Annotated in this window: 20 protein-coding genes; 13 read left to right on the top strand and 7 right to left on the bottom strand. The window is 72.6% G+C overall.

The window, feature by feature from the left end; translation table 11 throughout:
- Positions 1-16: 16 nt before the first annotated feature.
- The 3 genes from I8D64_RS14925 (at position 17) to I8D64_RS14915 (ending at position 2,844) form a co-directional block, all read left to right on the top strand.
- A complete protein-coding gene (locus I8D64_RS14925; protein WP_200503591.1) occupies positions 17-565 on the top strand; it encodes a hypothetical protein in 549 nt (182 codons plus the stop codon).
- A 76-nt stretch (positions 566-641) separates the two neighbouring features.
- A complete protein-coding gene (locus tag I8D64_RS14920) occupies positions 642-1,982 on the top strand; it encodes a M50 family metallopeptidase (RefSeq protein WP_200503590.1) in 1,341 nt (446 codons plus the stop codon).
- A gap of 58 nt (positions 1,983-2,040) precedes the next feature.
- Entirely contained in the window at positions 2,041-2,844 is an 804-nt protein-coding gene (locus tag I8D64_RS14915) for a GNAT family N-acetyltransferase (RefSeq protein ID WP_343068596.1), read from the top strand.
- Between the two features lie 6 nt (positions 2,845-2,850).
- Here the strand turns inward: I8D64_RS14915 and I8D64_RS14910 are convergent, their stop codons facing one another.
- The 5 genes from I8D64_RS14910 to I8D64_RS14890 are packed head-to-tail and all read right to left on the bottom strand — an operon-like array spanning position 2,851 to position 8,239.
- Positions 2,851-3,672 carry a class I SAM-dependent methyltransferase gene (locus I8D64_RS14910; RefSeq protein WP_200503588.1) on the bottom strand — a complete coding sequence of 274 codons (822 nt, stop codon included), beginning with the start codon at positions 3,670-3,672 and terminating at the stop codon, positions 2,851-2,853.
- A gap of 4 nt (positions 3,673-3,676) precedes the next feature.
- A complete protein-coding gene (locus I8D64_RS14905; protein ID WP_200503587.1) occupies positions 3,677-4,552 on the bottom strand; it encodes a class I SAM-dependent methyltransferase in 876 nt (291 codons plus the stop codon).
- Between the two features lie 56 nt (positions 4,553-4,608).
- Positions 4,609-5,610 carry an ABC transporter substrate-binding protein gene (locus I8D64_RS14900; RefSeq protein WP_200503586.1) on the bottom strand — a complete coding sequence of 334 codons (1,002 nt, stop codon included), beginning with the start codon at positions 5,608-5,610 and terminating at the stop codon, positions 4,609-4,611.
- The gene (locus tag I8D64_RS14895) at positions 5,607-6,614 is read right to left on the bottom strand and encodes an ABC transporter permease (RefSeq protein WP_200503585.1); all 1,008 of its coding nucleotides are present in this window, start codon (positions 6,612-6,614) and stop codon (positions 5,607-5,609) included. Before I8D64_RS14895 ends, I8D64_RS14900 begins: the two co-directional genes overlap by 4 nt.
- The gene (locus tag I8D64_RS14890) at positions 6,611-8,239 is read right to left on the bottom strand and encodes a sugar ABC transporter ATP-binding protein (protein WP_200503584.1); all 1,629 of its coding nucleotides are present in this window, start codon (positions 8,237-8,239) and stop codon (positions 6,611-6,613) included. The genes I8D64_RS14895 and I8D64_RS14890 overlap by 4 nt, the downstream gene beginning before the upstream one ends.
- 297 nt (positions 8,240-8,536) lie before the next feature.
- Between I8D64_RS14890 and I8D64_RS14885 the strand changes: the two genes are divergently transcribed.
- Both I8D64_RS14885 and I8D64_RS14880 read left to right on the top strand, forming a co-directional pair.
- Positions 8,537-8,815, top strand: a complete 279-nt coding sequence (locus I8D64_RS14885; protein ID WP_200503583.1) for a hypothetical protein — start codon at positions 8,537-8,539, stop codon at positions 8,813-8,815.
- Positions 8,816-8,926: 111 nt separating this feature from the next.
- Complete coding sequence (locus I8D64_RS14880) at positions 8,927-10,708, top strand: proline--tRNA ligase (RefSeq protein WP_200503582.1); 1,782 nt, start codon at positions 8,927-8,929, stop codon at positions 10,706-10,708.
- A gap of 116 nt (positions 10,709-10,824) precedes the next feature.
- Here the strand turns inward: I8D64_RS14880 and I8D64_RS14875 are convergent, their stop codons facing one another.
- The gene (locus I8D64_RS14875) at positions 10,825-11,898 is read right to left on the bottom strand and encodes a DUF4439 domain-containing protein (RefSeq protein WP_200503581.1); all 1,074 of its coding nucleotides are present in this window, start codon (positions 11,896-11,898) and stop codon (positions 10,825-10,827) included.
- A gap of 232 nt (positions 11,899-12,130) precedes the next feature.
- Between I8D64_RS14875 and I8D64_RS14870 the strand changes: the two genes are divergently transcribed.
- From I8D64_RS14870 to truB, 7 genes are all read left to right on the top strand, one after another.
- Positions 12,131-12,802: a ribosome maturation factor RimP gene (locus tag I8D64_RS14870; protein WP_200503580.1), complete on the top strand. Its 672-nt coding sequence runs from the start codon at positions 12,131-12,133 to the stop codon at positions 12,800-12,802.
- A gap of 1 nt (position 12,803) precedes the next feature.
- Positions 12,804-13,946 carry a transcription termination factor NusA gene (gene nusA / locus I8D64_RS14865; RefSeq protein ID WP_200503579.1) on the top strand — a complete coding sequence of 381 codons (1,143 nt, stop codon included), beginning with the start codon at positions 12,804-12,806 and terminating at the stop codon, positions 13,944-13,946.
- A 79-nt stretch (positions 13,947-14,025) separates the two neighbouring features.
- A complete protein-coding gene (locus I8D64_RS17685) occupies positions 14,026-14,334 on the top strand; it encodes a DUF448 domain-containing protein (RefSeq protein WP_200503578.1) in 309 nt (102 codons plus the stop codon).
- 96 nt (positions 14,335-14,430) lie between these two features.
- Positions 14,431-17,367: a translation initiation factor IF-2 gene (infB, locus tag I8D64_RS14855; RefSeq protein ID WP_200503577.1), complete on the top strand. Its 2,937-nt coding sequence runs from the start codon at positions 14,431-14,433 to the stop codon at positions 17,365-17,367.
- 130 nt (positions 17,368-17,497) lie between these two features.
- Positions 17,498-18,913, top strand: coding sequence for a TRM11 family SAM-dependent methyltransferase (locus I8D64_RS14850; RefSeq protein WP_200503576.1), 1,416 nt, complete (start codon positions 17,498-17,500; stop codon positions 18,911-18,913).
- Positions 18,906-19,412, top strand: a complete 507-nt coding sequence (rbfA, locus tag I8D64_RS14845) for a 30S ribosome-binding factor RbfA (protein ID WP_200503575.1) — start codon at positions 18,906-18,908, stop codon at positions 19,410-19,412. The genes I8D64_RS14850 and rbfA overlap by 8 nt, the downstream gene beginning before the upstream one ends.
- Positions 19,412-20,362 (top strand): tRNA pseudouridine(55) synthase TruB, encoded by a 951-nt coding sequence (truB, locus tag I8D64_RS14840; protein ID WP_200503574.1) that lies wholly within the window; start codon positions 19,412-19,414, stop codon positions 20,360-20,362. Before rbfA ends, truB begins: the two co-directional genes overlap by 1 nt.
- A 190-nt stretch (positions 20,363-20,552) precedes the next feature.
- Here the strand turns inward: truB and I8D64_RS14835 are convergent, their stop codons facing one another.
- The gene (locus tag I8D64_RS14835; protein WP_200503573.1) at positions 20,553-22,127 is read right to left on the bottom strand and encodes a L,D-transpeptidase family protein; all 1,575 of its coding nucleotides are present in this window, start codon (positions 22,125-22,127) and stop codon (positions 20,553-20,555) included.
- A gap of 343 nt (positions 22,128-22,470) precedes the next feature.
- On the opposite strand from I8D64_RS14835, the gene I8D64_RS14830 reads away from it, so the two are divergent.
- Positions 22,471-23,481 carry a bifunctional riboflavin kinase/FAD synthetase gene (locus I8D64_RS14830; protein WP_200503572.1) on the top strand — a complete coding sequence of 337 codons (1,011 nt, stop codon included), beginning with the start codon at positions 22,471-22,473 and terminating at the stop codon, positions 23,479-23,481.
- The last annotated feature ends 150 nt before the right edge of the window (positions 23,482-23,631 follow it).

Raw genomic sequence — 23,631 nt, 5'->3', positions numbered from 1 at the left:
TGGAAGGAACTGCCCCGTGAGCACATCGTTCGAGCGCGTCTCCCGCTTCAGCGTCGGCTACGACCCGCATGAGGTGGACGACTTCCTCGCGCGCGCCCGCACCGCCTACGAGCACGGCGGCTCCGGCTTCGACAGCGCCGACGTCACGTCCGCGAGCTTCGGCACCCTCCGGGGCGGCTACGACATGCGCACCGTCGACGAGGCCCTGGACCGGCTCTCGGACGCCTTCGCCCTCCAGCAGCGCGACGACGCCATCGCCCGCCAGGGCGAGGAGCAGTGGATCTCGCGCCTCACCGAGCGCGCCGAGACCCTCAAGGACCGCCTCGAGCGCCCCGCCGGGGAGCGGTTCGCCCCCGGCGCCCACGGTGAGCGCTCCTACGACCGCACCGACGTCGACGCCCTGTGCGACCAGCTCATCGCCTACTTCACCGAGGGCCTGCCGATGAGCGTGGACGACGTGCGCCGCGCGGCCTTCCGCCGCCGCAAGGGCGAGGACGGCTACCAGGAGGCCGTGGTGGACGTGTACCTCGACCACGTCGCCGACCTCATGGCCTCCGTGCCGTGATCCTGCCCGTCCGGACCCCGTCGGCCGCATCCGGGGACCCCCGGAACGCACCCGCCGCGAGCGGGCGCCCCCGCCCATGACCGTCCTCCTGTACGCGCTCGGGGTGCTGGCCGTGGCCCTGGGCATCGCGGTCTCGATCGCCCTGCATGAGCTGGGGCACCTGATCCCCGCCAAGGCGTTCGGGGTGCGCGTCACCCAGTACATGATCGGTTTCGGGCCGACGATCCTCTCCCGTCGCCGCGGCGAGACCGAGTACGGCGTCAAGGCGATCCCGCTGGGCGGGTACATCCGCATGATCGGCATGTATCCGCCGCGCCGCGACGACGCCCCGGGGACGATCCGCGAGGACTCCACGGGCCTGTTCCAGCAGATGGCGCAGGACGCCCGCGAGTGGGAGGCCGAGCAGTACGACCCGGCCGAGTCCCATCGCACGTTCTCCGCGCTGACCGTGCCGCGCAAGCTCGTCGTCATGCTCGGCGGGCCGACGATGAACCTCCTGATCAGCGCGGTGCTGCTCGGTGTGCTCGTGTGCGGTATCGGCCTGCCGGCGTCCTCGACGACCGTCGAGACCGTCTCCCGCTGCGTGCTCCCGGCCGACGCCCCCGAGGGCACCTCCTGCACGGGTCATCCCGAGGCCCCCGCCCTCGCCGCGGGGATCGAGCCCGGTGACCGGCTGCTCGAGATCGACGGGCACGCGATCGATCAGTGGGCCGACGTCACGAGCGCCGTGCGCGGCGCCGGCGACCGCGAGATCGACGTGGTCGTCGAGCGCGACGGGGAGCGGCTCGCCCTGCACGCGACACCGATCCTCGACGAGCGCCCCGTGATCGCGGAGGACGGCAGCGCGAAGACCGACGCGCACGGCGACGTGGTCACCGAGAAGGTCGGCTTCCTGGGCGTCGGCCCCGGTCAGGAGCTGCAGCGGCAGTCCCCGCTCGAGGTGCCGGGCACGGTCTGGCAGACCTTCGAGGGGACCGCCCGCATCGTCGTCACGCTGCCCATGCGGCTCATCGACGTCGCGAAGGCCGCCTTCGGCGACGGCGAGCGGGACCCCGACGGGCCGATCGGCGTGGTCGGCGTGAGCCGGCTCGCGGGGGAGGTCGCGAGCGCCGACCAGCCCCGCTTCGACCTCACGGCGAAGGTCTCCACGCTGATCTCGATGCTCGCCTCGCTGAACATGGCACTGTTCGTGTTCAACCTGATCCCGCTCATGCCGCTGGACGGCGGGCACGTCGCGGGCGCCCTCGTCGAAGGGGTCCGACGGCGCATCGCCCGCTGGCGCGGGAGGCCCGACCCGGGCCCGGTCGACATGTCGCGGCTGCTGCCCCTGACGAACGTGGTCGCGCTGCTCTTCCTCGCGATGACCGTCATGCTGCTGTATGCGGACATCGTGGACCCCATCACCCTGTTCCCGTGAGAGGCTCGGATCCATGTTCTCCCGCGGTCCTCGGCTGCGAGCCCTGAGACCCACCGGCGTGCAGGGCGCGATCGACCACGTCCTCACGGACCCCCTGGTCAACGCCCTGCCGGGCGCGCGGCTCGTCGACATCCGCCACAGCCTGAGCGTCGGCCAGGAGTTCAGCGTCGCGGGGGAGGAGCGGCGCACCGACGGGCTCCTCTGGCACGGCGTGAACGTGTCCCCGGTGAGCGCGAGCCCCCGCGCGATCGGCCTGTTCGCCGAGCACCTCGCCGCCCGGCCCCGCCGCTGCAGCTCGATCGTCGGGGAGCGCTCGGCGGTCGCGTCGCTGTGGGCGCAGCTGGCCCCCGTCTGGGGCCGGCAGATCCGCGAGCAGCGCTGGTCCCAGCCCTTGCTCGAGGCGACCGCAGAGCCGTCGCGACCCCTGCCGCCCTCGGGCCTGCGCCGGGCGGTGCGCGGGGAGGAGGAGATCGTCTTCCCCGCCGCGGTCTCCATGTTCCGCGAGGAGGTCGGCACCGACCCCCTCGCGCATGACGGAGGGCGCGGCTACCGCTCGCGCGTGCGCGACCTCATCACGCTGGGCCGCACCTACGTGGTCGTGCGCGACGGGCGGGTGCTGTTCAAGGCCGACGTGGGCGCCGTGCTGGGGCCCGTCGCCCAGATCCACGGCGTCTGGGTGGACCCCGAGCGCCGCGGGGAGGGGATCGGCCGCGCGGCCATGCACGACCTCGTCGGCCTGGTGGCCCGGGACCACGCCCCGCGGGTCTCCCTCTACGTCAACGACTTCAACGAGCCCGCGCGCCGCGCGTACGCGGCCGCCGGCTTCACCCAGCGCGGCGAGCTCACCACGATCCTCTTCTGAACGCGCTCAGGGCCGCGCGATGATCAGCCGCAGGGAGCCGTCGAACGCCTCCGCCTCGCGCAGATGCCCGTGCCGCGCATCCCACGCCCCGGACTCGAGGTCCGTGCCCAGTTCGCGCACGAAGCGCTCGGAGACCTCCGGGCCCACGAAGCTCCACGCCGAGTTCGCCGTGCGGGCGCCCGGATCCAGCAGGGCCTCGGGCCTGCCGAAGTAGGCCTCGCCGAAGCCGTCGGTGCAGCCGCGCGGGATCGGCAGCTCCCGCACCTCGACGTCGCCGCCCAGGATCTCGGCGATCCGCGCGGGAGCCGGGTAGCGGGAGGCCTCGGTCGCGATCACCTCGGGCGCGTACTCGGCCAGCCAGAACCGGTCGAGCGCCGCCGGATCGCAGCTCAGCACGACGACGGGCCCCGCGGTCACCCGCCGCACCTCGCGCAGCCCCTTCTCGAGGTCGCCCCACTGGTGGACGGTGAAGGAGGCGAGCGCCGCGTCGAAGGCGCCGTCGGCGAACGGGAGGTCCTCGGCGCTCGCCTCGATCGCGGGGGCGAGGTCCGACGGCCGCTGCGCGCGCATGGTGGCGCTCGGCTCGACGGGCGTGACCTCGCGGTCCGTCGGCTCGTAGGAACCGGCGCCCGCGCCCACGTTCACCAGCGTGCGCGCCGTGCCCAGCGCGTCCTCGATCGCCTCCGCGATCCGCGGGTCAGGCCGGCGGTAGGTGCGGTAGCCCGCGCCGATCGCCGAGTAGTCGGCGTCCCCGGCGGAGCCGTCGCCGCCGGGCGCCGCGGTGCCTGCGGGGGCGGGGGCGGATGCGGGATCCCAGGAGTGCGTCATGCGCTCATCCTTCACCATGGGCCCCGTCGGACTCACCGGCCCCGCCCGCCGGACGGTGGGCGGTCGCGACGAACTGCAGGGCGATCCGGTCGGGGTCCTCCCGCAGACGCCAGCGATCCCCCTCGCGCACCATGAGATCGGGCCACTGGCACCAGGCCGAGTACGGCGTCTCCTCGAGCGAGTCGAGCACCAGGCCGGCCTCCAGCAGGGCGTTCACGATCTGCGCGAGGGAGTGGTTCCACTGGTGGCTGCGGCTGTGCGCGATCGCGGGGGCATCGGGCGGAGCCTCCACGTAGCTGAACTCCTCGTCCCAGGTCATGGGCTGCTCGCGCTCGAAATAGGGCTGTTCGATGCGCAGCCCGTCGCTCACGTCCTCGCCGATCGCCATGAACATCGGATGGTCGTCGCGGACGAGGAATCTGCCGCCCGGGCGCAGCAGGGAGGCGATCACGCGCGCCCAGGCGCGCACGTCGGGCAGCCAGCACAGCACCCCGATCGACGTGTACACGAGGTCGAAGTCCCCGCTCACCGCCTCGCGCGCGTCGTACACGTTGGCCTCGACCAGCTCGAGATCGGCGCGGCAGCGCTCGGCGATCCGTGCGGCCCGGGCGAGGGAGGCGGGGGAGAGATCCAGGCCCACGACCCGGCGGGCGCCGAGGCGTGCGAGCCCGACCGTGTCGGTGCCCAGGTGGCACTGCAGGTGGATGACGTCGAGCCCCGTGAGGTCCCCGAGGCGTTCGCGGTCCTGGGCCAGCGCGGGACTGATCGCCGACGGGTCGGTGACGAGCTCCTCGATGCCGTAGCCCGAGGCCTCGTGGAGCGCCGAGCGGTCGTCCCAGTTGGCGCGGTTCTCGGCGAAGTGCTGTGCACGGGGGTCCATGCTCCGACGGTAGCGGGCGGGGGCCGCAGGAGCCGAGGGGTTTTCGCCCGGCACGCTCAGAGGTACACCGCCCGCTGCACGTCGTCGCTGTCGATGTTGTCCCCGTCGTACCAGAGGAAGCCGGTGTCGATCATCTTCTCGACCTTCTTCCCCGCGAGGGCCTGCAGCGCCGTGCGCACGGTGAGGCGTCCCATCTGCATCGGGTCCTGGGTGACGGCGCCCGCCATCTCGCCGGCGCGGATCGCCTCGACCTGCGCGCGCCCGGAGTCGAAGCCGATCACGGCCAGGTCGGTGCGCCCGGACTCCTCGACGCCCTTGAGGACGCCGATCGCCGATCCCTCGTTGGTGCCGAACAGCCCCTTCAGGTCGGGATGCGCGGTGATCATGGAGCGCGCGATGTCGGCGGACTTCGCCTGGTCGCCCTCCCCGTACTGCACCTCGAGGGCCTCCACCCCGGGTCCGTACTCCTCCAGCCCGGCCAGGAAGCCGTCGCGGCGGTCGGTGCCGGAGAGGGACACCTGGTCGTGGGCGACGATGCCCACCTGGCCCTTCCCGTCGATCAGCTCGCACATGTGCTTGGCGGCCTCCTTCGCGGCCGCGGCATTGTCGGTGGCGACCGTCGCGAGCGGGATGTCGGAGTCCACGCCCGAGTCGAAGGCGATCACCGGGATCCCCTTGGAGTCCGCCTCCTCGAGGGCCAGCGCCGCCGCGCGGGAGTCCAGGGCCGCGAGGCCCAGCGCGTCGGGGTTCCGCGTCACGGCGTTCTGCAGCATCGTGATCTGGGCCTCGACGTCGGTCTCCGCGGGCGGGCCCTCGAAGGTGAGGACCACACCGTTCTCCTCGGCCTCCGCGCGGGCGCCGCGTCGCACGGCCTGCCAGAACTGGTGCTGGAAGCCCTTGGAGACCAGGGCGATGTGCGTGACGTCCTCGCGCGAGCTGCCGCAGCCCGCCGCCGGCATGAGCAGGACCGCACCGCCGAGGGCGAGCACGGCACGCCGGCTCGGCGCGCGCCGACCGGGACGCGGCCCGCCGACCGCCCCGGCCCCGCCCCCGTTCATGCCGTGCGCTCCGCGCGACGACGCAGGCGGTCGATGAACACGGCCACCAGGATCACCGCTCCGAGCAGGACGTCCTGCCATTCCTGGAGGATGGAGAGGATCTGCAGACCGTTGGTGAGCACGGAGATGATGAGCGCGCCGATCACCGTGCCGACGATCGTCCCGCGCCCGCCGGACAGCGAGGTCCCGCCGATGACGACGGCGGCGATCGCGTCGAGCTCGTAGCCCATGCCGGTCGCGGGCTGCGCGGAGCCGAGCCGGGCCGAGATCATGACGCCCGCGAGCCCGGTGAACAGACCGCCCACGATGTAGACGATCATCAGCCACTTCCTCACGGCCACGCCCGCGAGCTCCGCGGCCTCCTGGTGGGAGCCGATCGCCGTCGCGTAGCGCCCCAGCAGGGTGCGGGACATGAGCACGGCCGCGATCACGGCGGCGAGGGCCAGCACGAGCACGGCATTGGGAATCGAGGGGATGATCGTCCCGGTCGAGAAGCCCATGTAGGAGGGGTCCTCGAAGTAGATCGGTGCGGCGCCGGAGATCACCAGCGCGAGCCCGGAGGCGACCATCATCATCGCCAGGGTTGCGATGAACGGCGGCAGGTCGAGGATCGCGACGCTCACCCCGTTGATCAGGCCGATGAGGCCGCCGAAGAGGATCGCGAGCACGATGCCGAGCGGGACAGGGATCCCCCAGTTCACGATGAACATGCCGCTCATCACCGCGCACAGCGCCATTCCCGTGCCCACCGACAGGTCGATGCCCGCAGTGGTGATCACGAAGGTCGCGCCGAGGGCGAGCAGGCCGATCACCACGGTCGAGTACAGGATCGTGACGATGTTCCCCCAGGTGGGGAAGATCGAAGGACTCGCGATGGAGAACGCGAGGAAGATCAGGACGAGAGTCCCGGCGGCCAGCAGCTGCTGGAGGCGGACGCGGCGCGGTCCGCGCGGGCGGCCGGTGCCGGACTCCTCGCGGGTCGGGGAGGCGGCGAGCGTGCTCATCGGTGTCCTTCCGTGGTGGCGGACGCGTCGGTGCGTCCGCGCTCGGGGGCGGGGTCGGGATCTGCGGCGCGGGGATGGCCGGGGGCCTCCTCGACGGCCGCGAGGCGCATGACGGACTCGGGGTCGGCGTCGCCCGCGTCGAGCACCCCCGCGACGCGGCCCTCCGCCATGACGACGACGCGGTGGGCCAGGCGCAGCACCTCGGGCAGCTCGGAGGAGATGACGATCAGGGAGCGGCCCTGCGCGGCGAGGTCCTCGAGAAGCGAGTGGATCTCCTCCTTCGCGCCGACGTCGATGCCGCGGGTGGGCTCGTCGAAGATCAGCACGTCGCTCTCCCGCATCAGCCAGCGTCCGATGACGGCCTTCTGCTGATTGCCGCCCGAGAGGTTCTTGATCGGCTGCTCGAGGTGCGGGGTGCGGATGCGCAGCGCGCTCGCCTGCTCCTCGGCCGCCCGGCGCGCGTCGGCGCGGCGCACGAGGCCCGCGCGCTGGAAGCGGGAGCCGAGCGAGGAGAGCTCCATGTTCGCCAGCACTGAGCTCTCGAGCATGAGGCCCAGACGCTTGCGGTCCTCGGGCAGGTAGCCGATGCCCGCGCGGGCCGCCTGGGCGGGGGAGCGGAAGGCGACCGGTCGTCCGCGCAGGCGGACCTCTCCGCCCTGGCGGGGGAGGGAGCCGATGAGCGCTCGGGCCGTCTCGGTGCGCCCGGCGCCCATCAGGCCCGCGAAGCCCAGGATCTCGCCCTCGCGCAGCTCGAAGGAGACGTCGCGGACGAGCGGCTCGCTGCGCAGGTGCTCGACGGAGAGGAGGACCGGGCGGTCTTCGCGATCGGACTGCGCGTCCCGGGGAGCGCGCGCACGCCCGGTGGTCACGGGGCGCCCGACCATCTTGGTGACGACCTCGTCGAGGGTCGCGCCGGCCATCGGGAAGTCGTCCACGTAATCGCCGTCGCGGATGACCTGCACGCGGTCGGCGAGGCCCCGCAGCTCCTCCATGCGGTGCGAGATGAAGACGACGCCTGTGCGCGGGGTGACGAAGTCGCGGATGAGGGTGTGGAGGGCGCCGGCCTCGGTCTCGTTGAGCGCGGCCGTGGGCTCGTCCATGACCAGCACCCGGGCATCGAAGCTGAGCGCCTTCGCGATCTCGACCATCTGCTGCTGGGCGACGGTGAGGTCCTCTGCGCGGGCCGACGGGTCGAGGTCCATGCCGAGCCGTTCCAGCAGGTCCTTGGTGCGCGACTCCAGGTCCCTGGGACGGGTGAACAGGCCTGCGGCGGGGTTCTCACGGCGCAGGAAGATGTTCTGCGCCACGGTGAGCGCGGGGATCAGGTTCAGCTCCTGGTGGATGATCGCGAGCCCCTGCCGGGCCGCGTCCAGGGGTCCGCTCACCCGCAGGGGCCGCCCCAGGTAGCGGAACTCGCCCGTGTCCGGGCGATGCACGCCGGTGAGCACCTTCATGAGCGTGGACTTCCCGGCGCCGTTCTCCCCGACCAGGGCGAGCACCTCTCCCGCGCGCAGGTCGAGGCGCATGTCGGAGAGCGCGCGCACCCCGGGGAACGTCTTCACGGCGCCTCGCACCTCGAGCAGCAGCTCGTCCTCGGGGTCGGGAGCCCTCTGCGGATCCGTCATCGCACACGCACCGTCCGGACATCGTCGTCGGAAATCGATTACTCGATGGTACGGGGGCGCCGGTGCGCCGTGTCAACCCGATGCGCGACGACGTCCGCCCCTGCGCCCCTCCGCAGGTCGCGCCGTCCATCGCCCTGATTCCACCCCAGGTCGTAGGCCGGGCCCCGAGGGCCACCCCGGGGGCCGATGCGATGACGACGACGCCGCGCGAGGATGGGGGCATCCCGGTCCGAGCGGCGAGCGCATGAACACGAGCAACCGCCGCCCGGCACGCAGAACCCCACGAAGGAGAGCACGATGACCCACACGTCCATGAGCGTCCGCACCGGTGACGAGACCGGACGGGGCACGGCGAGCCTCGTCATCGGCATCTGCTCGCTGATGGCCGGCTGGATCTTCATCGGCCCGATCATCGGCCTGTGGCTGGGCGTCTCCTCGCGCGGCCGCGAGCCGCTGGCGCGCGGGCGCGCGGGCTGGGGGATCACGCTGAACCTGATCGCGCTGCTCGGCTGGATCGTGCTCGTGGGCATCGTGCTCGTCTCCGGCGTCGGCATGGCGCTGCTCCAGCAGGACTGAGCGGGCCGCCGGGCGGCGCACCTGCACGTGGCACGGGCGCGTCTCCTCTACCATGGTGGGGGCTCCTCCCGCCGTCGTGGGGCGCCCACACCTCCGTTCGAAAGGCCCTCCATGATCCGCATGTCCTCCTCGTTCGTCCGCACCCTGCGCGAGGACCCGTCGGACGCCGAGGTCGCGAGCCACAAGCTGCTCGTGCGCGCCGGGTACATCCGCCGCAGCGCGCCGGGCGTGTACACCTGGCTGCCGCTGGGCCTGCGGGTGATGCGGAAGGTCGAGCAGATCGTGCGCGAGGAGCAGGACGCGATCGGCGGCAACGAGCTGCTGTTCTCCGCGCTGCAGCCCCGCGAGCCCTACGAGGCGACCGGCCGCTGGGAGGAGTACGGCCCCACCCTGTTCCGCCTGCAGGACCGCAAGCAGGCCGACTACCTGCTCGCACCCACCCACGAGGAGATGTTCACCCTCGCGGTGAAGGATCTGTTCAACTCGTACAAGGACCTCCCGGTCATGCTGTACCAGATCCAGACCAAGTACCGCGACGAGGCGCGTCCGCGCGCCGGCCTGCTGCGCGTGCGCGAGTTCATCATGAAGGACGCCTACTCCTTCGACATCGACGACGCCGGCCTGGACGCCTCCTACTTCAAACAGCGCGGCGCCTACCAGCGCACCTTCGAGCGCCTGGGCCTGCCCACCGTCATCTGCCAGGCCGACGCGGGCGCGATGGGCGGCTCGCGCTCGGAGGAGTTCCTGCACCCCACGCCGATCGGCGAGGACACCTTCGTGGTCTCCGACGGCGGCTACGCCGCGAACGTGGAGGCCGTCACGACCGTCGTCCCCGAGGCGCTCGCCGCGGACCGGATCGCGCAGCTGCCCGCCGCGCATGTCGAGGACACCCCGGGCGCCTCGACCATCGCGAAGCTCACCGACTTCTCCAACGAGGCCTTCCCCGGCCAGGGGTACGTCGCGGAGTCGGGGGAGTGGACCCGCTACGAGATGCTCAAGCACCTTGTCTACCTACTCACCCACCCCGACGGCACCACGGAGCCGCTCGTGATCGCCCTGCCCGGAGACCGTGAGGTCGACGACAAGCGCCTCGAGGTGGCCGTGGCCCCCGCGATCGCGACGGCCTTCACCGAGGAGGACTTCGCCGAGCACCCCGTGCTCCAGAAGGGCTACATCGGCCCCGAGGGCCTGGGCCTCGAGGCGCCGTCCAAGATCCGCTACGTCGTCGACCCCCGGGTCGTCCCGGGCACCCGCTGGGTCGCCGGGGCCGGCGCGAAGGACAAGCACGTCTACGACCTCGTGTTCGGCCGCGACTTCACCGCCGACGGCACGATCGAGGCCGCTGAGGTCCGCGACGGCGACCCCGCGCCCGACGGCTCGGGCCCGATGCGCCTGACCCGCGGCATGGAGATGGGGCACATCTTCCAGCTGGGGCGGAAGTACGCCGAGGCGCTCGACCTGCGCGTGCTCGACGAGAACGGCAAGTCCGCCGTGGTGACCATGGGCTCCTACGGCATCGGCGTCACGCGCGCGGTCGCCGCGATCGCCGAGCTGCACCACGACGAGAAGGGTCTGACCTGGCCGCGCGCTGTCGCCCCGGCCGACGTCCACGTGCTCGCGACGGGCAAGGACCAGAGCGTCTTCGACGAGGCCGAGCGGATCGCGCGGGAGCTCGAGGCCCAGGGCCTCGAGGTGCTCTACGACGATCGCCCGAAGGTCTCCCCGGGCGTGAAGTTCAAGGACTCCGAGCTGCTGGGCCTGCCCACCACGGTCGTCGTCGGCCGCGGTCTCGCCGAGGGCAAGGTCGAGATCCGCGATCGTGCGAGCGGCGAGGTCGCCGAGGTCTCCCCGCAGGAGGTCGTGGACCTCGTGGTCCGCGCCGTCCGCGCCTGAACCGCGCGCGATCCCTCGACCCGACGCCCCGTCCCTCACCGCGAGGGACGGGGCGTCCGCTCGTCGGGGAGCCGACGCCGCGGGAGCCGGACGCCGCGGAACGCGGACGCCCGTGCTCAGCCCTCCGGGTCGAGGGTCGGCAGCGCCGACAGGGAGGAGCGCAGGGACGCCAGCAGCACCGCCTGGTCCAGGGCGGCCGCGATCGACAGCGACCGGCGCTCGAAGGGCGCGGCGCCGGTGAGGATCACGTGGTCCTCGACGAGGGTGAGGGCGAGCGCCTCGGGCTCGTCCTTCCGCAGCTCCTGCGTGACGCCGCCGCCCGGCAGCGGGTACACGGCCGCGCGCAGCACCTCCTTCGCACCGTCCTCGCGGGCGAAGGCGCCGAGCTGCTCGGCGCGCTCGCGGTCGGCATCGCTCTGGGCGATGAGGGCCGAGCGCTGCGTCCCGCTCGCGGAGGCCGCGAGCACCTCGCGCACGTAGCCCGCGTACCACTCGTCCTCCTGCGCCCGCTCGAGCGAGGAGTGGTAGTCGACCTCCGCACCGATCGACGGCGGGTCGGACTCCGGCACGTCGCGCGTGGGCACGATCTTCTCGGCCGACGGGGGACGGGTGGGTGCCTTGGTGCCGCCGATCCGGGCGAGCCTCTGCGCCGCCCAGGCCGAGAAGACGCCGGTGGCGAGCATGGGGCGCGCGAGGGAGCCGGAGACCTGCCGGGCCGCGTCGGTGGTGAGGTCGCGGATCGCCACGAGCAGGTCCGAGAGCCCCTGCAGGTCGGTCGGCGCGGCATCGCCGCCACCGCCGTTCCCCGTGCCGCCGCCATCGCTGCTGCCGGTGCCGCCGCTGCCGCCCGAGTCGCCGCTGCCGCCGCCGTCGCTCGACGCGGAGCTCTCGTCCTCCGCCTCGGCTCCGGTGAGCATGGCCTCGCGCTGTCGGCCGAGCGCCTCCTGCACCCCGGTGACCAGGCCGCGCGAGCGCTCGTCGGCCTCGATCTGCGCGCCGAGGCCCGTCTCGAGCAGGGCCAGCAGGTCGCGGCGGTAGAGGTCGTCGATGCCCTCCGGCGGCGGGGTGTACACGGCGGGCTGGCCGATCCTCACGCCGTCGCAGCCGGACAGGGCGAGCGCGCCGAGCGAGAGCCCGCCCAGCAGGACCGCACGACGGCGGGGCCCGGGGTGGGGGAGCTCGGCACGCATGAGCCCGATTCTGCCATCACCGCGCGGCTCCACCGCCATCGTGCGACGCCGCCGCGATCGTGCGGCGCCGTCATGGCCGCCCGACCTCCCCGTGAGCGCCCTGCCTCTCGGGCGTGCGCCTCGCCACGTGCGCGCGGTCCGGGGCCGCGCACGCGGGCGAGACCCGCGTGCGCGGACTAGAGTGGTGTCCCCGCAGGACGCACAGCAGAACACAGGAGAAGAGGTGGGAGCCATGACCTCCGAGCAGACCGTCGGACGCGTCGAGGACGCCGCATCGCAGATCCTCTCCCGCCACGATCTCGTGCTCGAGGACGCCGCCGTCCACGAGCGCCAGGGCACCACCGAGGTCACGCTCGTCGTCGATCTGCCCGAGGACCGCACGGGGAGCGCGGACCTCGACGCGGTCGCGGAGGCGTCCCGCGAGATCTCCGAGCTGTTGGACGAGGACGAGTCGATCCTCGGCCCCGGTCCGAGCCTGCTCGAGGTCACCACCCCCGGCGCCGAGCGCACGCTCACGCAGCCCCGCCACTTCCGCCGCTCCCGCGGCCGCCTGCTCACGACCACGCTGGCGGGCGCCGCCGGTGCGGGCGAGACGAGCCTGCGCGCCCGGCTGCTCGCCGTGGCCGAGGACGGGACGCTCACGCTGCATCCCGAGCCCGGCGTCGACGACCGCGGACGCCCCCGCAAGCTCCCGGCGGGAACTCCCGAGTTCCTCGCCGTGCCCCTCTCGGACGTCGTCTCGGCACGCGTCGAGGTCGAGTTCACCCCGCCGCCGGACCAGGCGCAGCTGGACGAGCTCGCCGCCCGCGCCGCCGCGGCCGTGCCCGCCGGGCAGACCGACCCCGCCGCCCCCGAGGACGGCACCACCCGCCCCTCATCCGCCGCTGACGATTCGGAGCGCTGACATGGACATCGACATGGGAGCCCTGCGGGCCCTGGAGCGCGAGCGGGAGATCCCCGTGGACGTGCTCCTGGACGCGATCCGCCAGGCGCTGCACGCCGCCTACCTGCACACCGACCACCCGGTGAAGGACTCCGAGGTCACGATCGACGAGCGCACCGGCGCCGTCGCCGTGCTCGCCCGCGAGCGCGATGCCGACGGCGAGCTCGTCGAGGAGTGGGACGACACCCCGGAGAACTTCGGCCGGGTCGCCGCCTCGACCGCGCGCCAGGTGATCTTCCAGCGCATCCGCCAGCTCGAGGACGACGCGGTGCTGGGCGAGTACGCCGACCGCACCGAGGACATCGTCTCGGGGATCATCCAGCAGGGCCGCGACCCGCGCATGGTGATGGTCGACCTCGGCACCGTCGAGGCCGTGCTGCCCCCGCACGAGCGCGTGCCCGGCGAGGACTACTCGCACGGCCGCCGCATCCGCTCCTACGTCGTGGAGACCCGCCGCGGTCCCAAGGGGCCGCAGATCACGCTCTCGCGCTCGCACCCGAACTTCGTGCGCCGCCTTTTCGCGCTCGAGGTCCCGGAGGTCGCCGACGGCACCGTCGAGATCGTGGGGCTCGCCCGCGAGGCGGGCCACCGCACCAAGATGGCTGTGCGCGCGACCGTGCCCGGGGTGAACCCCAAGGGCGCGTGCATCGGCCCGATGGGCGCGCGCGTCCGCTCGGTGATGAACGAGCTGAACGGCGAGAAGATCGACATCGTCGACTTCGACGAGGACCCCACCGTCTTCGTCGCCCATGCGCTCTCGCCGGCGCGCGTCACCTCGGTCGCCGTGACCGACGAGGTGGGCCGCGCCGTCCGCGCGATCGTGCCCGACGGCCAGTTCTCCCTGGCCATCGGCAAGGAGGGGCAGAACGCCCGTCTCGCCGCGAAGCTCACGGGCTGGAAGATCGACATCCGCTCGGACGCCGCCCCGGAGCAGCCCGTCGTCGCGCAGGCCGCCCCGTCGGACGAGGCCCCGTCGGAGCAGGCGCCGTCGACCACGGCCCCGTCGGGCGAGGCGCGGTCGGCCCCCGTCGCGTCGGACGCCCCCGCTGCCGCCGAGGAGTCCACCGCCGAGCCCGCGCCGGGCGAGGAATCCTCGCAGCTGTAACGCACGCCTCGCGGATGCCGGGCTCCGCGAGCAGGTCGGCTACACTGGTCAGGCTGTGTGCGCGCGAACCGGAGGCCCTGTGGAGAACCGTTCCACGAGCCATCGGCCCGAGCGCACGTGCGTGGGCTGCCGCACGGTGGCCCCTCGCGACCAGCTGGTGCGCCTCGTCATGGAGCAGACCCCCGAGGGGGTCGCGCCCCGCGTGCGTGCGGATCCCTCCGGATCCGCGCCGGGTCGGGGAGCGTGGCTCCACGCCGACGCATCATGCCTCGACCTCGCCCTGAAGCGGGGCGGCTTCGCCCGGTCCTTCCGCGGCGCGGTCGACACCGGGCTCCTCGCCCGGGATCTCGAGGCCTCTTACCCACTCGCCTTCCAGGGGAACAGGTAGAAGAACCAATGGACATCCGATGAGTACTCGGTCATGAGCACCCACAGGAACTAATGGTCCGCGCCCTTCTGTCGGCCGGACCGAGACAGGAGAATTGTGGCTAAGGTCCGCGTCCACGAGCTCGCCAAGGAGCTCGGACAGCCGAGCAAGGTCGTTCTGCAGAAGCTGCAGGACATGGGCGAATTCGTCCGTTCCGCCTCCTCGACCATCGAAGCACCCGTCGCGCGCAGGCTGCGCGAGGCGTTCCCGGCCTCCGAGGCCGGCAGCGAGAAGAAGAAGCCCGCTGCGAAGCCCGGAGCCGCCAAGCCGGCTCCCGCCAAGCCCGGCGCCTCCCCGAAGGCGCCCGCCAAGGACGATGCCGCCGCGCCCGCCCCCTCGGCCCCCGCCGAGAAGCCCGCGCCGGCGCCCTCGCAGGAGAAGCCGGAGAGCGCCGAGGCGCCCGCGGCGAAGCCCTCGAGCACTCCCTCCAAGCCCTCCGCGCCCACGCCCCGCACCGCCGCGGCGAAGCAGGAGGACGCCGCCGAGAGCGCTGCGCAGAGCGAGCAGTCCCATGCGGACGACACGGACGGCAAGGAGTCGTCCGGCTCGGCCGCCCCGCGCCCCGGCGCGGCTCCCAAGCCCGGCGGCGCCCGCCCCGGCAACAACCCGTTCGCGACCTCCCAGGGGATGCCGCGTCCCGGCCGTCCGCGCCCGCAGCGCGACGGCGGCGGCAACCGCCCCGGCGGCCCGCGCCCCGGCAACAACCCCTTCGCAACCGCGCAGGGCATGCCCCGTCCCGGTGGGCCGCGCCCGCAGGGTCGTGGCGGCGCCGGCTCCGGCTCCGGCGGAGACCAGGGCTCGCGTCCGCCCCGTGAGGGCGGCGCACGCTCGGGCGCTCCCCGTCCCGGCATGCCCACCCCGGGCATCATGCGCCAGCACTCCCACGGCGGCCTCGCCGACGCCCAGAAGCCGGGCGGCGGCGGTCGCGGCGGCCGTGGCGGCGGTCCCCGCAGCGGCGGCGGCCCCGGCGGCGGTCCCGGTGGTGGCGGCGGTCCCCGCAGCGGCTTCGGCGGTCCCCGCGGCCGCGGCGGACGCGGCGCCACCCAGGGCGCCTTCGGCCGCGGTGGCAAGCCCGCGCGCTCGCGCAAGTCGAAGCGCGCGAAGCGCCAGGAGTTCGAGCAGATGCAGGCGCCCGCACCGGGCGGCGTGTCGATCCCTCGCGGGAACGGCACGACCATCCGGCTGCGCCGCGGCGCGTCGCTCAGCGACTTCGCCGACCGCATCGAGGTGAACCCCGCGTCGCTGATCACCGTGCTCTTCGCGATGGGCGAGATGGCCACTGCCACCCAGTCCCTCGACGAGGACACCTTCCACCTGCTGGGGGAGGAGCTCGGCTACAAGATCGAGATCGTCTCCCCGGAGGACGAGGAGCGCGAGCTGCTCGAGCAGTTCGACATCGATCTCGATGCCGAGCTCGCCGAGGAGGACGACGAGGATCGTCTGCCCCGCTCGCCCGTGGTCACCGTCATGGGTCACGTCGACCACGGCAAGACCCGCCTGCTGGACTCGATCCGCAACGCGAAGGTCCAGGCAGGCGAGGCCGGCGGGATCACCCAGCACATCGGCGCCTACCAGGTCGAGGTGGAGCACGAGAGCGAGGACGGTCCCGAGGACCGCGCGATCACCTTCATCGACACCCCGGGTCACGAGGCCTTCACGGCCATGCGTGCCCGCGGCGCCGACGTCACCGACATCGCGATCCTCGTGGTCGCGGCCGATGACGGCGTGATGCCGCAGACGATCGAGGCGCTCAACCACGCCCAGGCGGCCGACGTGCCGATTGTGGTCGCGGTGAACAAGATCGACAAGCCGGACGCGAATCCGGACAAGGTCCGTCAGCAGCTGACCGAGTACAACCTGATCGCCGAGGAGTACGGCGGTGACACCATGTTCGTCGACGTCTCCGCCCGCGAGGGGCAGAACATCGACAAGCTCCTGGACGCCGTCCTGCTCACCGCGGACGCCGCCCTGGATCTGCGCGCCAACCCGGACAAGCAGGCCCGCGGCATCGCGATCGAGGCCAACCTGGACCGCGGTCGCGGCCCGGTGGCCACGGTCCTCGTGCAGCAGGGCACGCTCCACGTGGGCGACGCGATCGTCTGCGGGACCGGCCACGGCCGCGTGCGAGCGATGCTCGACGAGCACGGCCAGAACGTCGAGGAGGCGGGCCCGTCCCGCCCGGTGCAGGTGCTCGGTCTGACCTCCGTGCCCGGCGCCGGCGACTCCTTCCTGGTCGCGGCCGACGAGCGCACCGCCCGTCAGATCGCCGAGAAGCGCGAGGCCGCCAAGCGTGCCGCCGCGCTGTCGAAGGCCCGCAAGCGGATCAGCCTCGAGGACATCACCAAGTCGATGGCCGAGGGCAAGGTCGAGACCCTCAACCTCATCCTCAAGGGCGATGCGGCGGGCTCCGTCGAGGCGCTCGAGGAGGCTCTGCTGGGCATCGAGATCGACGACCAGGTGCAGCTGCGGATCATCGACCGCGGCGTCGGCGCGATCACGATGAACAACATCAACCTCGCCGTCGCCTCCGACGCCGTGATCATCGGCTTCAACGTGCGCGCCGAGGGCCAGAACGCCGAGTACGCGGACCGCGAGGGCGTGGAGATCAAGTACTACTCCGTGATCTACCGCGCCATCGAGGAGATCGAGCAGGCCCTGCAGGGCATGCTCAAGCCCGAGTACGAGGAGGTCGACACGGGGTCGGCGGAGATCCGCGAGATCTTCCGCTCCTCGAAGTTCGGCAACATCGCCGGTTCGATCGTGCGCAGCGGCGAGATCCGCCGCGGCGCGAAGGCACGCATCACCCGCGGTGGCGTGGTCATCACCGAAGGACTCGAGATCGCCGGTCTGCGTCGCTTCAAGGACGACGTGACCGAGGTCCGCGAGGGCTTCGAGTGCGGCATCAACCTGGGGCGCTTCAACGACCTCCAGACCGATGACCTGATCACCACCTACGAGATGCGCGAGAAGCCTCGCGAGAACACCTCGAAGTGACAGCGCGCGTCGGGCGCCCCGGTCGAACCGGGGCGCCCGACGCGTCCCTGCATCCCGGCGACGCAGGGCCCGCTCCGGCGATGCGAGCTCGGCCGGGGCCCCACAGGCCGACAGGGAGGGAGCCGAGACCATGACCGAGAGCCTGCTCGTGCTGCGCGCCCCCTCGGCGAACCGCGTGTTCACCGCGTCGGCCGGTCCTCTCGCCGTCCGCGAGGCCCGCTGGGTGCTCGGCGCCCATCTCGGTGCGCCGGTGGACGTGCGCGAGCGCGAGATCGCGGGCGTCGACTACCTCGAGATCCGGACGGACCCCCAGGACACGACGCCGGGATCCTCCGGGGACTCCCTGCGACCGCTCGTCGCGCAGCTCTCCTCGGCCTTCGCGGTCTTCGAGGCGTCGGATTCGGGTGCTGGGACCGCCCCGGCAGGCGCTGATCCGGCAGGTGCGGCTCCGGCGGGCGCGGATACGACCGGCCCGGAACCGACCGGCCCGGATCCGACCGGCCCGGAACCGAACGGCTCCGCCCTCCCGCTGCTGCGTCCGACGCCCCTGCCGGAGGTCATGCGCCACGGCAGCGAGCTCGAGACCACCCTGCGGTACCCGGGGAAGACGAACGAGCAGTTCACCGCACTGCTGCTGAACCTCGCCGCCGCCCTGTCGAGCCGGCGCGGGGGAGTGCTGCGCGGCGATCTCGCACTGCTCGACCCCACGTGCGGACGAGGCACGACGCTCAGCCGCGCCCTGCGCCTCGGCCTCAGCCCCACCGGCGCCGACATCGACGCCAAGGACATCGACGCCTACCGCACCTTCCTCACCACGTGGGCCAAGCAGCATCACCTCCCGCACACCCAGAGCTCGGGCCGTCTGGGACTCCGCTCCCCGGCCGGCGGCCGCGGCGCAGGATCGCGCTGGGACCTCGAGCTCGCCGCCGACCGCCGGGCGCAGCGCGCGGGCGAGGTCCAGAAGCTCCACCTGCTGACCTGCGACACGACCCGGCTGGCCGAGGTGCTCCCGGACCGCTCGGTCGACGCGCTCGTGGCGGACCTGCCCTACGGCGTCCAGCACGGCGCACGGACCGAGGGCTGGCAGCGCTCCCCGCTGGACCTGCTCGAGCAGGCGATGCCCGCATGGCGCGCGCTGCTGCGCACGGGCGGCGGCATGGCGCTCGCCCTGAACCGCCGCACCGCGCCCTACGAGCGAGTGCGTGAGATCCTCGGATCCCACGGACTCACCGTGCTCAGCAGCGACGGGGCGTTCCGCCATCGCGTCGACCAGGCCATCGACCGGGATGTGGTCCTCGCCGTCCCCGACGACCATCCCCAGCTGGACCTGCTGCGCGCCCTCGCCGCCTCCGCCGACGAGCCCACCACCCCGCAGCTCACCACCCCGCAGGCCGCCGCCCGGCGGGCCACCCCTGCGAGGGCCCCGTCGTCCACGACGGGGGACGGGACATCGGCCGCGGCCGCCACAGACCCCGAAGCCACCACGACAGACCCGCCCGCCCGTGCCGAGGCGCACGAGCCCCGCGAAAGGACCCGCCATGAGTGAGAACAGCCCCCGCGCCCGGCGCCTCGCCGACCGCATCCAGCAGATCGTCGCGACCATGCTCGACACCCGCGTGAAGGATCCCCGCCTGGGCTTCATCACGATCACCGAGGTGCGCGTGACCGGCGATCTCCAGCACGCCACGATCTTCTACACCGTCTTCGGGGACGACGAGGAGCGCGCGGGCACCGCCGCCGCCCTCCAGAGCGCCACCGGGATGCTGCGCCGTGAGGTGGGCCGCCAGACCGGCGTGCGCCTCACCCCGACCCTCGAGTTCGTCGAGGACGCTCTCCCCGAGAACGCCCGCACGATCGAGGACCTGCTGGTCCAGGCCAGGTCCCGCGACGCCGATCTCGCCCGCCAGCAGGAGGGCGCGTCCTTCGCGGGTGAGGAGGACCCCTACCGCAAGCCCCGCGACGAGGACGACGTCGAGGAGGACCTCGAGGACGGCTCAGCGGACGATCCCGCGGACGAGGACCCCGCGGGCGACGCGCGCGCGTGATGGCGCGCGGTCCGCAGGACCTCGCGGCCCTGCCCCACGGCGTGCTGCTCGTGGACAAGGCGCCCGAGCGCACCAGCCATGACGTGGTCGCCCGCGTGCGCTGGCTGCTGGGCACGAAGAAGGTCGGCCACGCCGGCACCCTCGACCCGATGGCCACGGGGCTGCTGATCCTGGGCGTCGGGCAGGGCACGCGCCTGCTCACCCACCTCGTGGGACTCGACAAGACCTACACGGCGACGATCCGCCTGGGTCTCGCCACCACCACCGACGACCGCGAGGGCGAGGAGATCGGGGAGGTCGTCCCCGCCGTGGGCCTCACGCCGCAACGGATCGAGGAGAGCCTGGACGCCCTGCGAGGGGAGATCCAGCAGGTGCCCTCGACCGTCAGCGCCATCAAGGTCGACGGCAAGCGCGCCTATGCCCGCGCCCGTGCGGGCGAGGACGTGGTGCTCGCCGCGCGTCCCGTGACGATCAGCGACTTCACGGTGCTCGCCCGGCGCGACGCGGACCCCTTCCTCGATCTCGACGTGACCGTGACCTGCAGCTCGGGCACCTACGTGCGGGCGCTCGCCCGGGACCTCGGCGCTGCGCTGGGCGTGGGCGGGCACCTCACCGCTCTGCGGCGCACGCGCGTGGGCCCCTTCGACGTCCAGGACGCGGTGCACGTGCCCGCCCGCGGCGAGGGCGACGACGTGGAGCTTCCGCTGCGGGGCCTCGGCGAGACCGCCGCGCACGTGATGCCCACCGTCGCACTGGACGAGGAGAGGGCGATCGCCCTCGGGCAGGGCAAGCGCGTGCACGCGACGCCGTCCCCGGGCGGGGCCGACGGGGGAGTGCGAGCTGCGCTCGACCCGGAGGGTCGCCTGGTCGCCGTCGTCGAGACCGAGGCCGACGCCGAGGGCGAGCGTCTGCGGCCCGTCCTCGTCGTCCCCCCGGAGGCGCGCAGCTGACGGGAGGCCGGCGCCGGGTCATCCGATCCGGGCTCGACACCGCGCTCGGTCCCCGCCCCGCATCCTCTGCCCGTCCACCGGCGCAGCAGAAGGGCCCCGCCTCTCGGCGGGGCCCTTCTGTCGTTCGGGCGGCCATCGGCTCGGCGCGCCGCCGGTGCCTCGATGAGGGGACCGGATCAGGGTCTCCTGATCAGCGGTGCACCTCGACTCGGGTGCCGATCGATGCCCAGTCGTACAGCCACTTGGCGTCCGAGACGCGCATGTTGATGCAGCCGTGCGAGCCGGAGTACCCGAAGGACGAGCGCCACGGCGCGCCGTGGAACGCGTATCCGCGGTACCAGTACTGCACCCAGGGGACGTCCTTGGTGTTGTAGTACTCGGGATCCTGCTGATCCTTGTAGGCGCCGTTGGTCATGTCCTGCTTGTCGTAGCGCAGGTAGATCTTGTACGAGCCGGTCACCGTGCCGTGCCCGTTGGCCCCGTCGCCGTCGACGATGGAGCGCGGGCCCCACACGGGGGTGTCGCCCTGGTAGGCGGTCACCGTCTTGTTCGAGAGGTTGACGTCGATCCACTTCTCACCGGTCGGCTTGTCGGAGGAGGCGTCGTCGTCCTTGGACTTGTCGTCGTCCTTCGACTTCTCGTCGTCCTTGGACGTGTCGTCGTCCTTCGAGTCCGAGTCCTCGTCGTCCTTCGACTCGGGGGCCTTGGCCTTGGTCATCTCGGCCTCGACCTTCTTGGTCTCGAAGGACGCCTCGAGCGGACTCGTCCCGGTCATCGCCGCGACGAGCTTCTCGGTGACGGCATCGGTGTTGGTGATCTCCACGCCGTCGGTCTTCTCGGCGATGGTCTTGACGACCTTGCCGTCGGTGTCGACCTGCTCGATGCCGTCCTTCTTCTCGACGCTGTCCTCGTCGGCGCGTGCCGAGACCCACTCGCGCACGGCGTCCTCGTCGACCCCGATCTTCAGGTCCTTGCCCTTGTCGTCGGTCGTGACGGAGAGCCAGCCGGAGCGGCGATCCTTGGAGACCGAGTGGGTCGCCCCGTCGGGCCCCGTGATCGACATCGGCTGGTCCAGCATCTTCGTGATCTGGTCCTTGACCTTCTGGGCCGTGTCCGTCGAGATCTTCGGGGCGGTCTCGGTGACCTTCTGCGTGAGGGTGAAGCTCTCGAGCTTCGAGGCGTCCTTCGTGAGGGCGGAGACGAACGCGTCGGTCTCCACGCCCTGGCCGTTCTTCGCCGTGGCGACGTTCCAGGTCCCGGCGTCCTCGTCGTAGGACACCTTCGCGTCCACGGGAGCGGTGCGATCCTCGGGGATCTGCTTCGTGGCGAAGTCGGCGGCAGCCTTCTCGTCGACGGACACCACCGGGTCCACGCCGCGCGAACCGGAGATCGTGGAGGAGACGACCTCGCCGATCGAGCCGTCGTGGGCGACGGCCTGCTCTCCGGTCTTCTTCGCGTCGACGTCGACGCCGAGGTCGGCCAGGGAAGCGGTCGTGGTCTCGCCGTCGGTGTCGACGGTGACCTCCGTGCTCTCGGCCTTCTTCTGGACGAGCGCGGAGATCTCCTCGGCGCTCTTGCCGGAGACGTCCTGCCCCAGGACCGTCGTGCCCGGGAGGGCCTTGCCCTCGAAGTTCTTGGCGTACGCGAAGGCGCCGCCCGTGAGGACGACGGCCAGCACGGCCAGGATCGCGATCACGATCAGCAGGACACGTCGGCGTCCGCCGCCGGACCGGCCCACATCGGTGGTGTCGGTGAGGTGCGACATATGGTCTCGCTCATCTCTTCGCTGCGGTTCCGGTTCCCCCTCGTCACGGGACCGCCCGCAGAAGGTCCACGGGTCCGCATTCGTACCCTTCACCATACGTCAGACTCCCCGGTCGAGCCGAGGGGACGGGAGTCACAGACGCGTCACAGTCGGGGCGGGACGCGCGGAGGTCCTCCGGCTGCTGTCCGCTCCCGCCCGCCCCGGCAGCCGCGGGTCCGTGACGACCGCCCGGGCTGTCGCGCCGGGACGTCCGTGCGGCGATACAGTGTTCCCCGTCCTCCCGCCCGCGCCCCCGGATCCCGGCTCCGGCGCGGGACCGGGCCCCGTCGGAAGGATCCTCACCGTGACCCGTGCGCAGATCTGGCACTCCCTCGAGGAAGTGCCCGCCGACCTCGGCGCGAGCGCGGTGACCATCGGGAACTTCGACGGCGTGCACCTGGGCCACCGCTACGTGCTCGACGCGCTGCGGGAGAACGCCGCGGCCCGCTCGCTGGAGCCGGTCGCCCTGACCTTCTGGCCGCATCCGCGCCACGTCATGCACACCCCGGGCGATCCCGCCCTCGTCACCGCGCACGAGGACCGCGACCGCCTGCTGCTCCTGGCCGGCATGAGCGGCGTGCTCGACCTCGAGTTCACCTGGGACTTCGCCCAGTACAGCGCAGAGGACTTCGTGCGCGTCTTCCTCGTCGAGGGCCTGGGCATGCGCTGCATCGTCACGGGTGCGGACACCCGCTTCGGCCGCAGGAACACCGGCGACGTCGAGACCCTGCGCGCGCTCGGGGAGAAGTACGGCTTCGAGGTGGTCGTGCTGCCCGACCTGCCGTTCGACGGGGAGCGGATCTCCTCCTCGGCGATCCGCGCGGCGCTGCTCGGCGGGGACATGCCCGAGGCGACCGCCATGCTGGGCCGCTTCCACACGGTGTCCGACACCGTCCACCACGGCTTCAAGCGCGGACGCGAGCTGGGGTTCCCCACCGCGAACCTCGGCCCGCGCCCCCATGGGCTGGTGCCGCAGGACGGCGTCTACGCGGGCTTCCTCACCGTCGTCGAGCAGGCGAGCGAGCACCGGGGGATCGAGCCCCTCGTCGGCGCGGTCACGACGATCTCCATCGGCACCAATCCCACCTTCCACGAGGGCAGCGACGACTCCCCGCGGATGGTCGAGGCCTACGTCCACGGCGACGACACCCTGGACCTGTACGGGGACACCGTGCGCCTCGAGTTCGTCGAGCGCCAGCGGCCCACGCTGCGCTTCTCCTCGGTCGACGCGCTCGTGGCCCAGATGGAGATCGACAAGGACGTGACTCGCCGCACTCTGGACGGAGTGCAGCCCGATGTCCTCCATCGCCGCTGATAAACTCTCAGCGCCGTCATATCGGCCGCGGAGGATTCCGCGCGCCCGAACGGCGCGCCCAGGCTCGTGAAGCCCGGGACGTGCCCGGAGCGCAGCAGGATCCGACACACAGAGCCCGGGAGAACAGGCCCCGGTGCGCCGCGCAACGAC

Source organism: Brachybacterium halotolerans, assembly GCF_016623465.1.
GTDB lineage: Bacteria > Actinomycetota > Actinomycetes > Actinomycetales > Dermabacteraceae > Brachybacterium > Brachybacterium halotolerans.
Note: the sequence above shows the minus strand (reverse complement) of the source record. Positions and strands in the feature narration are given on the sequence as shown.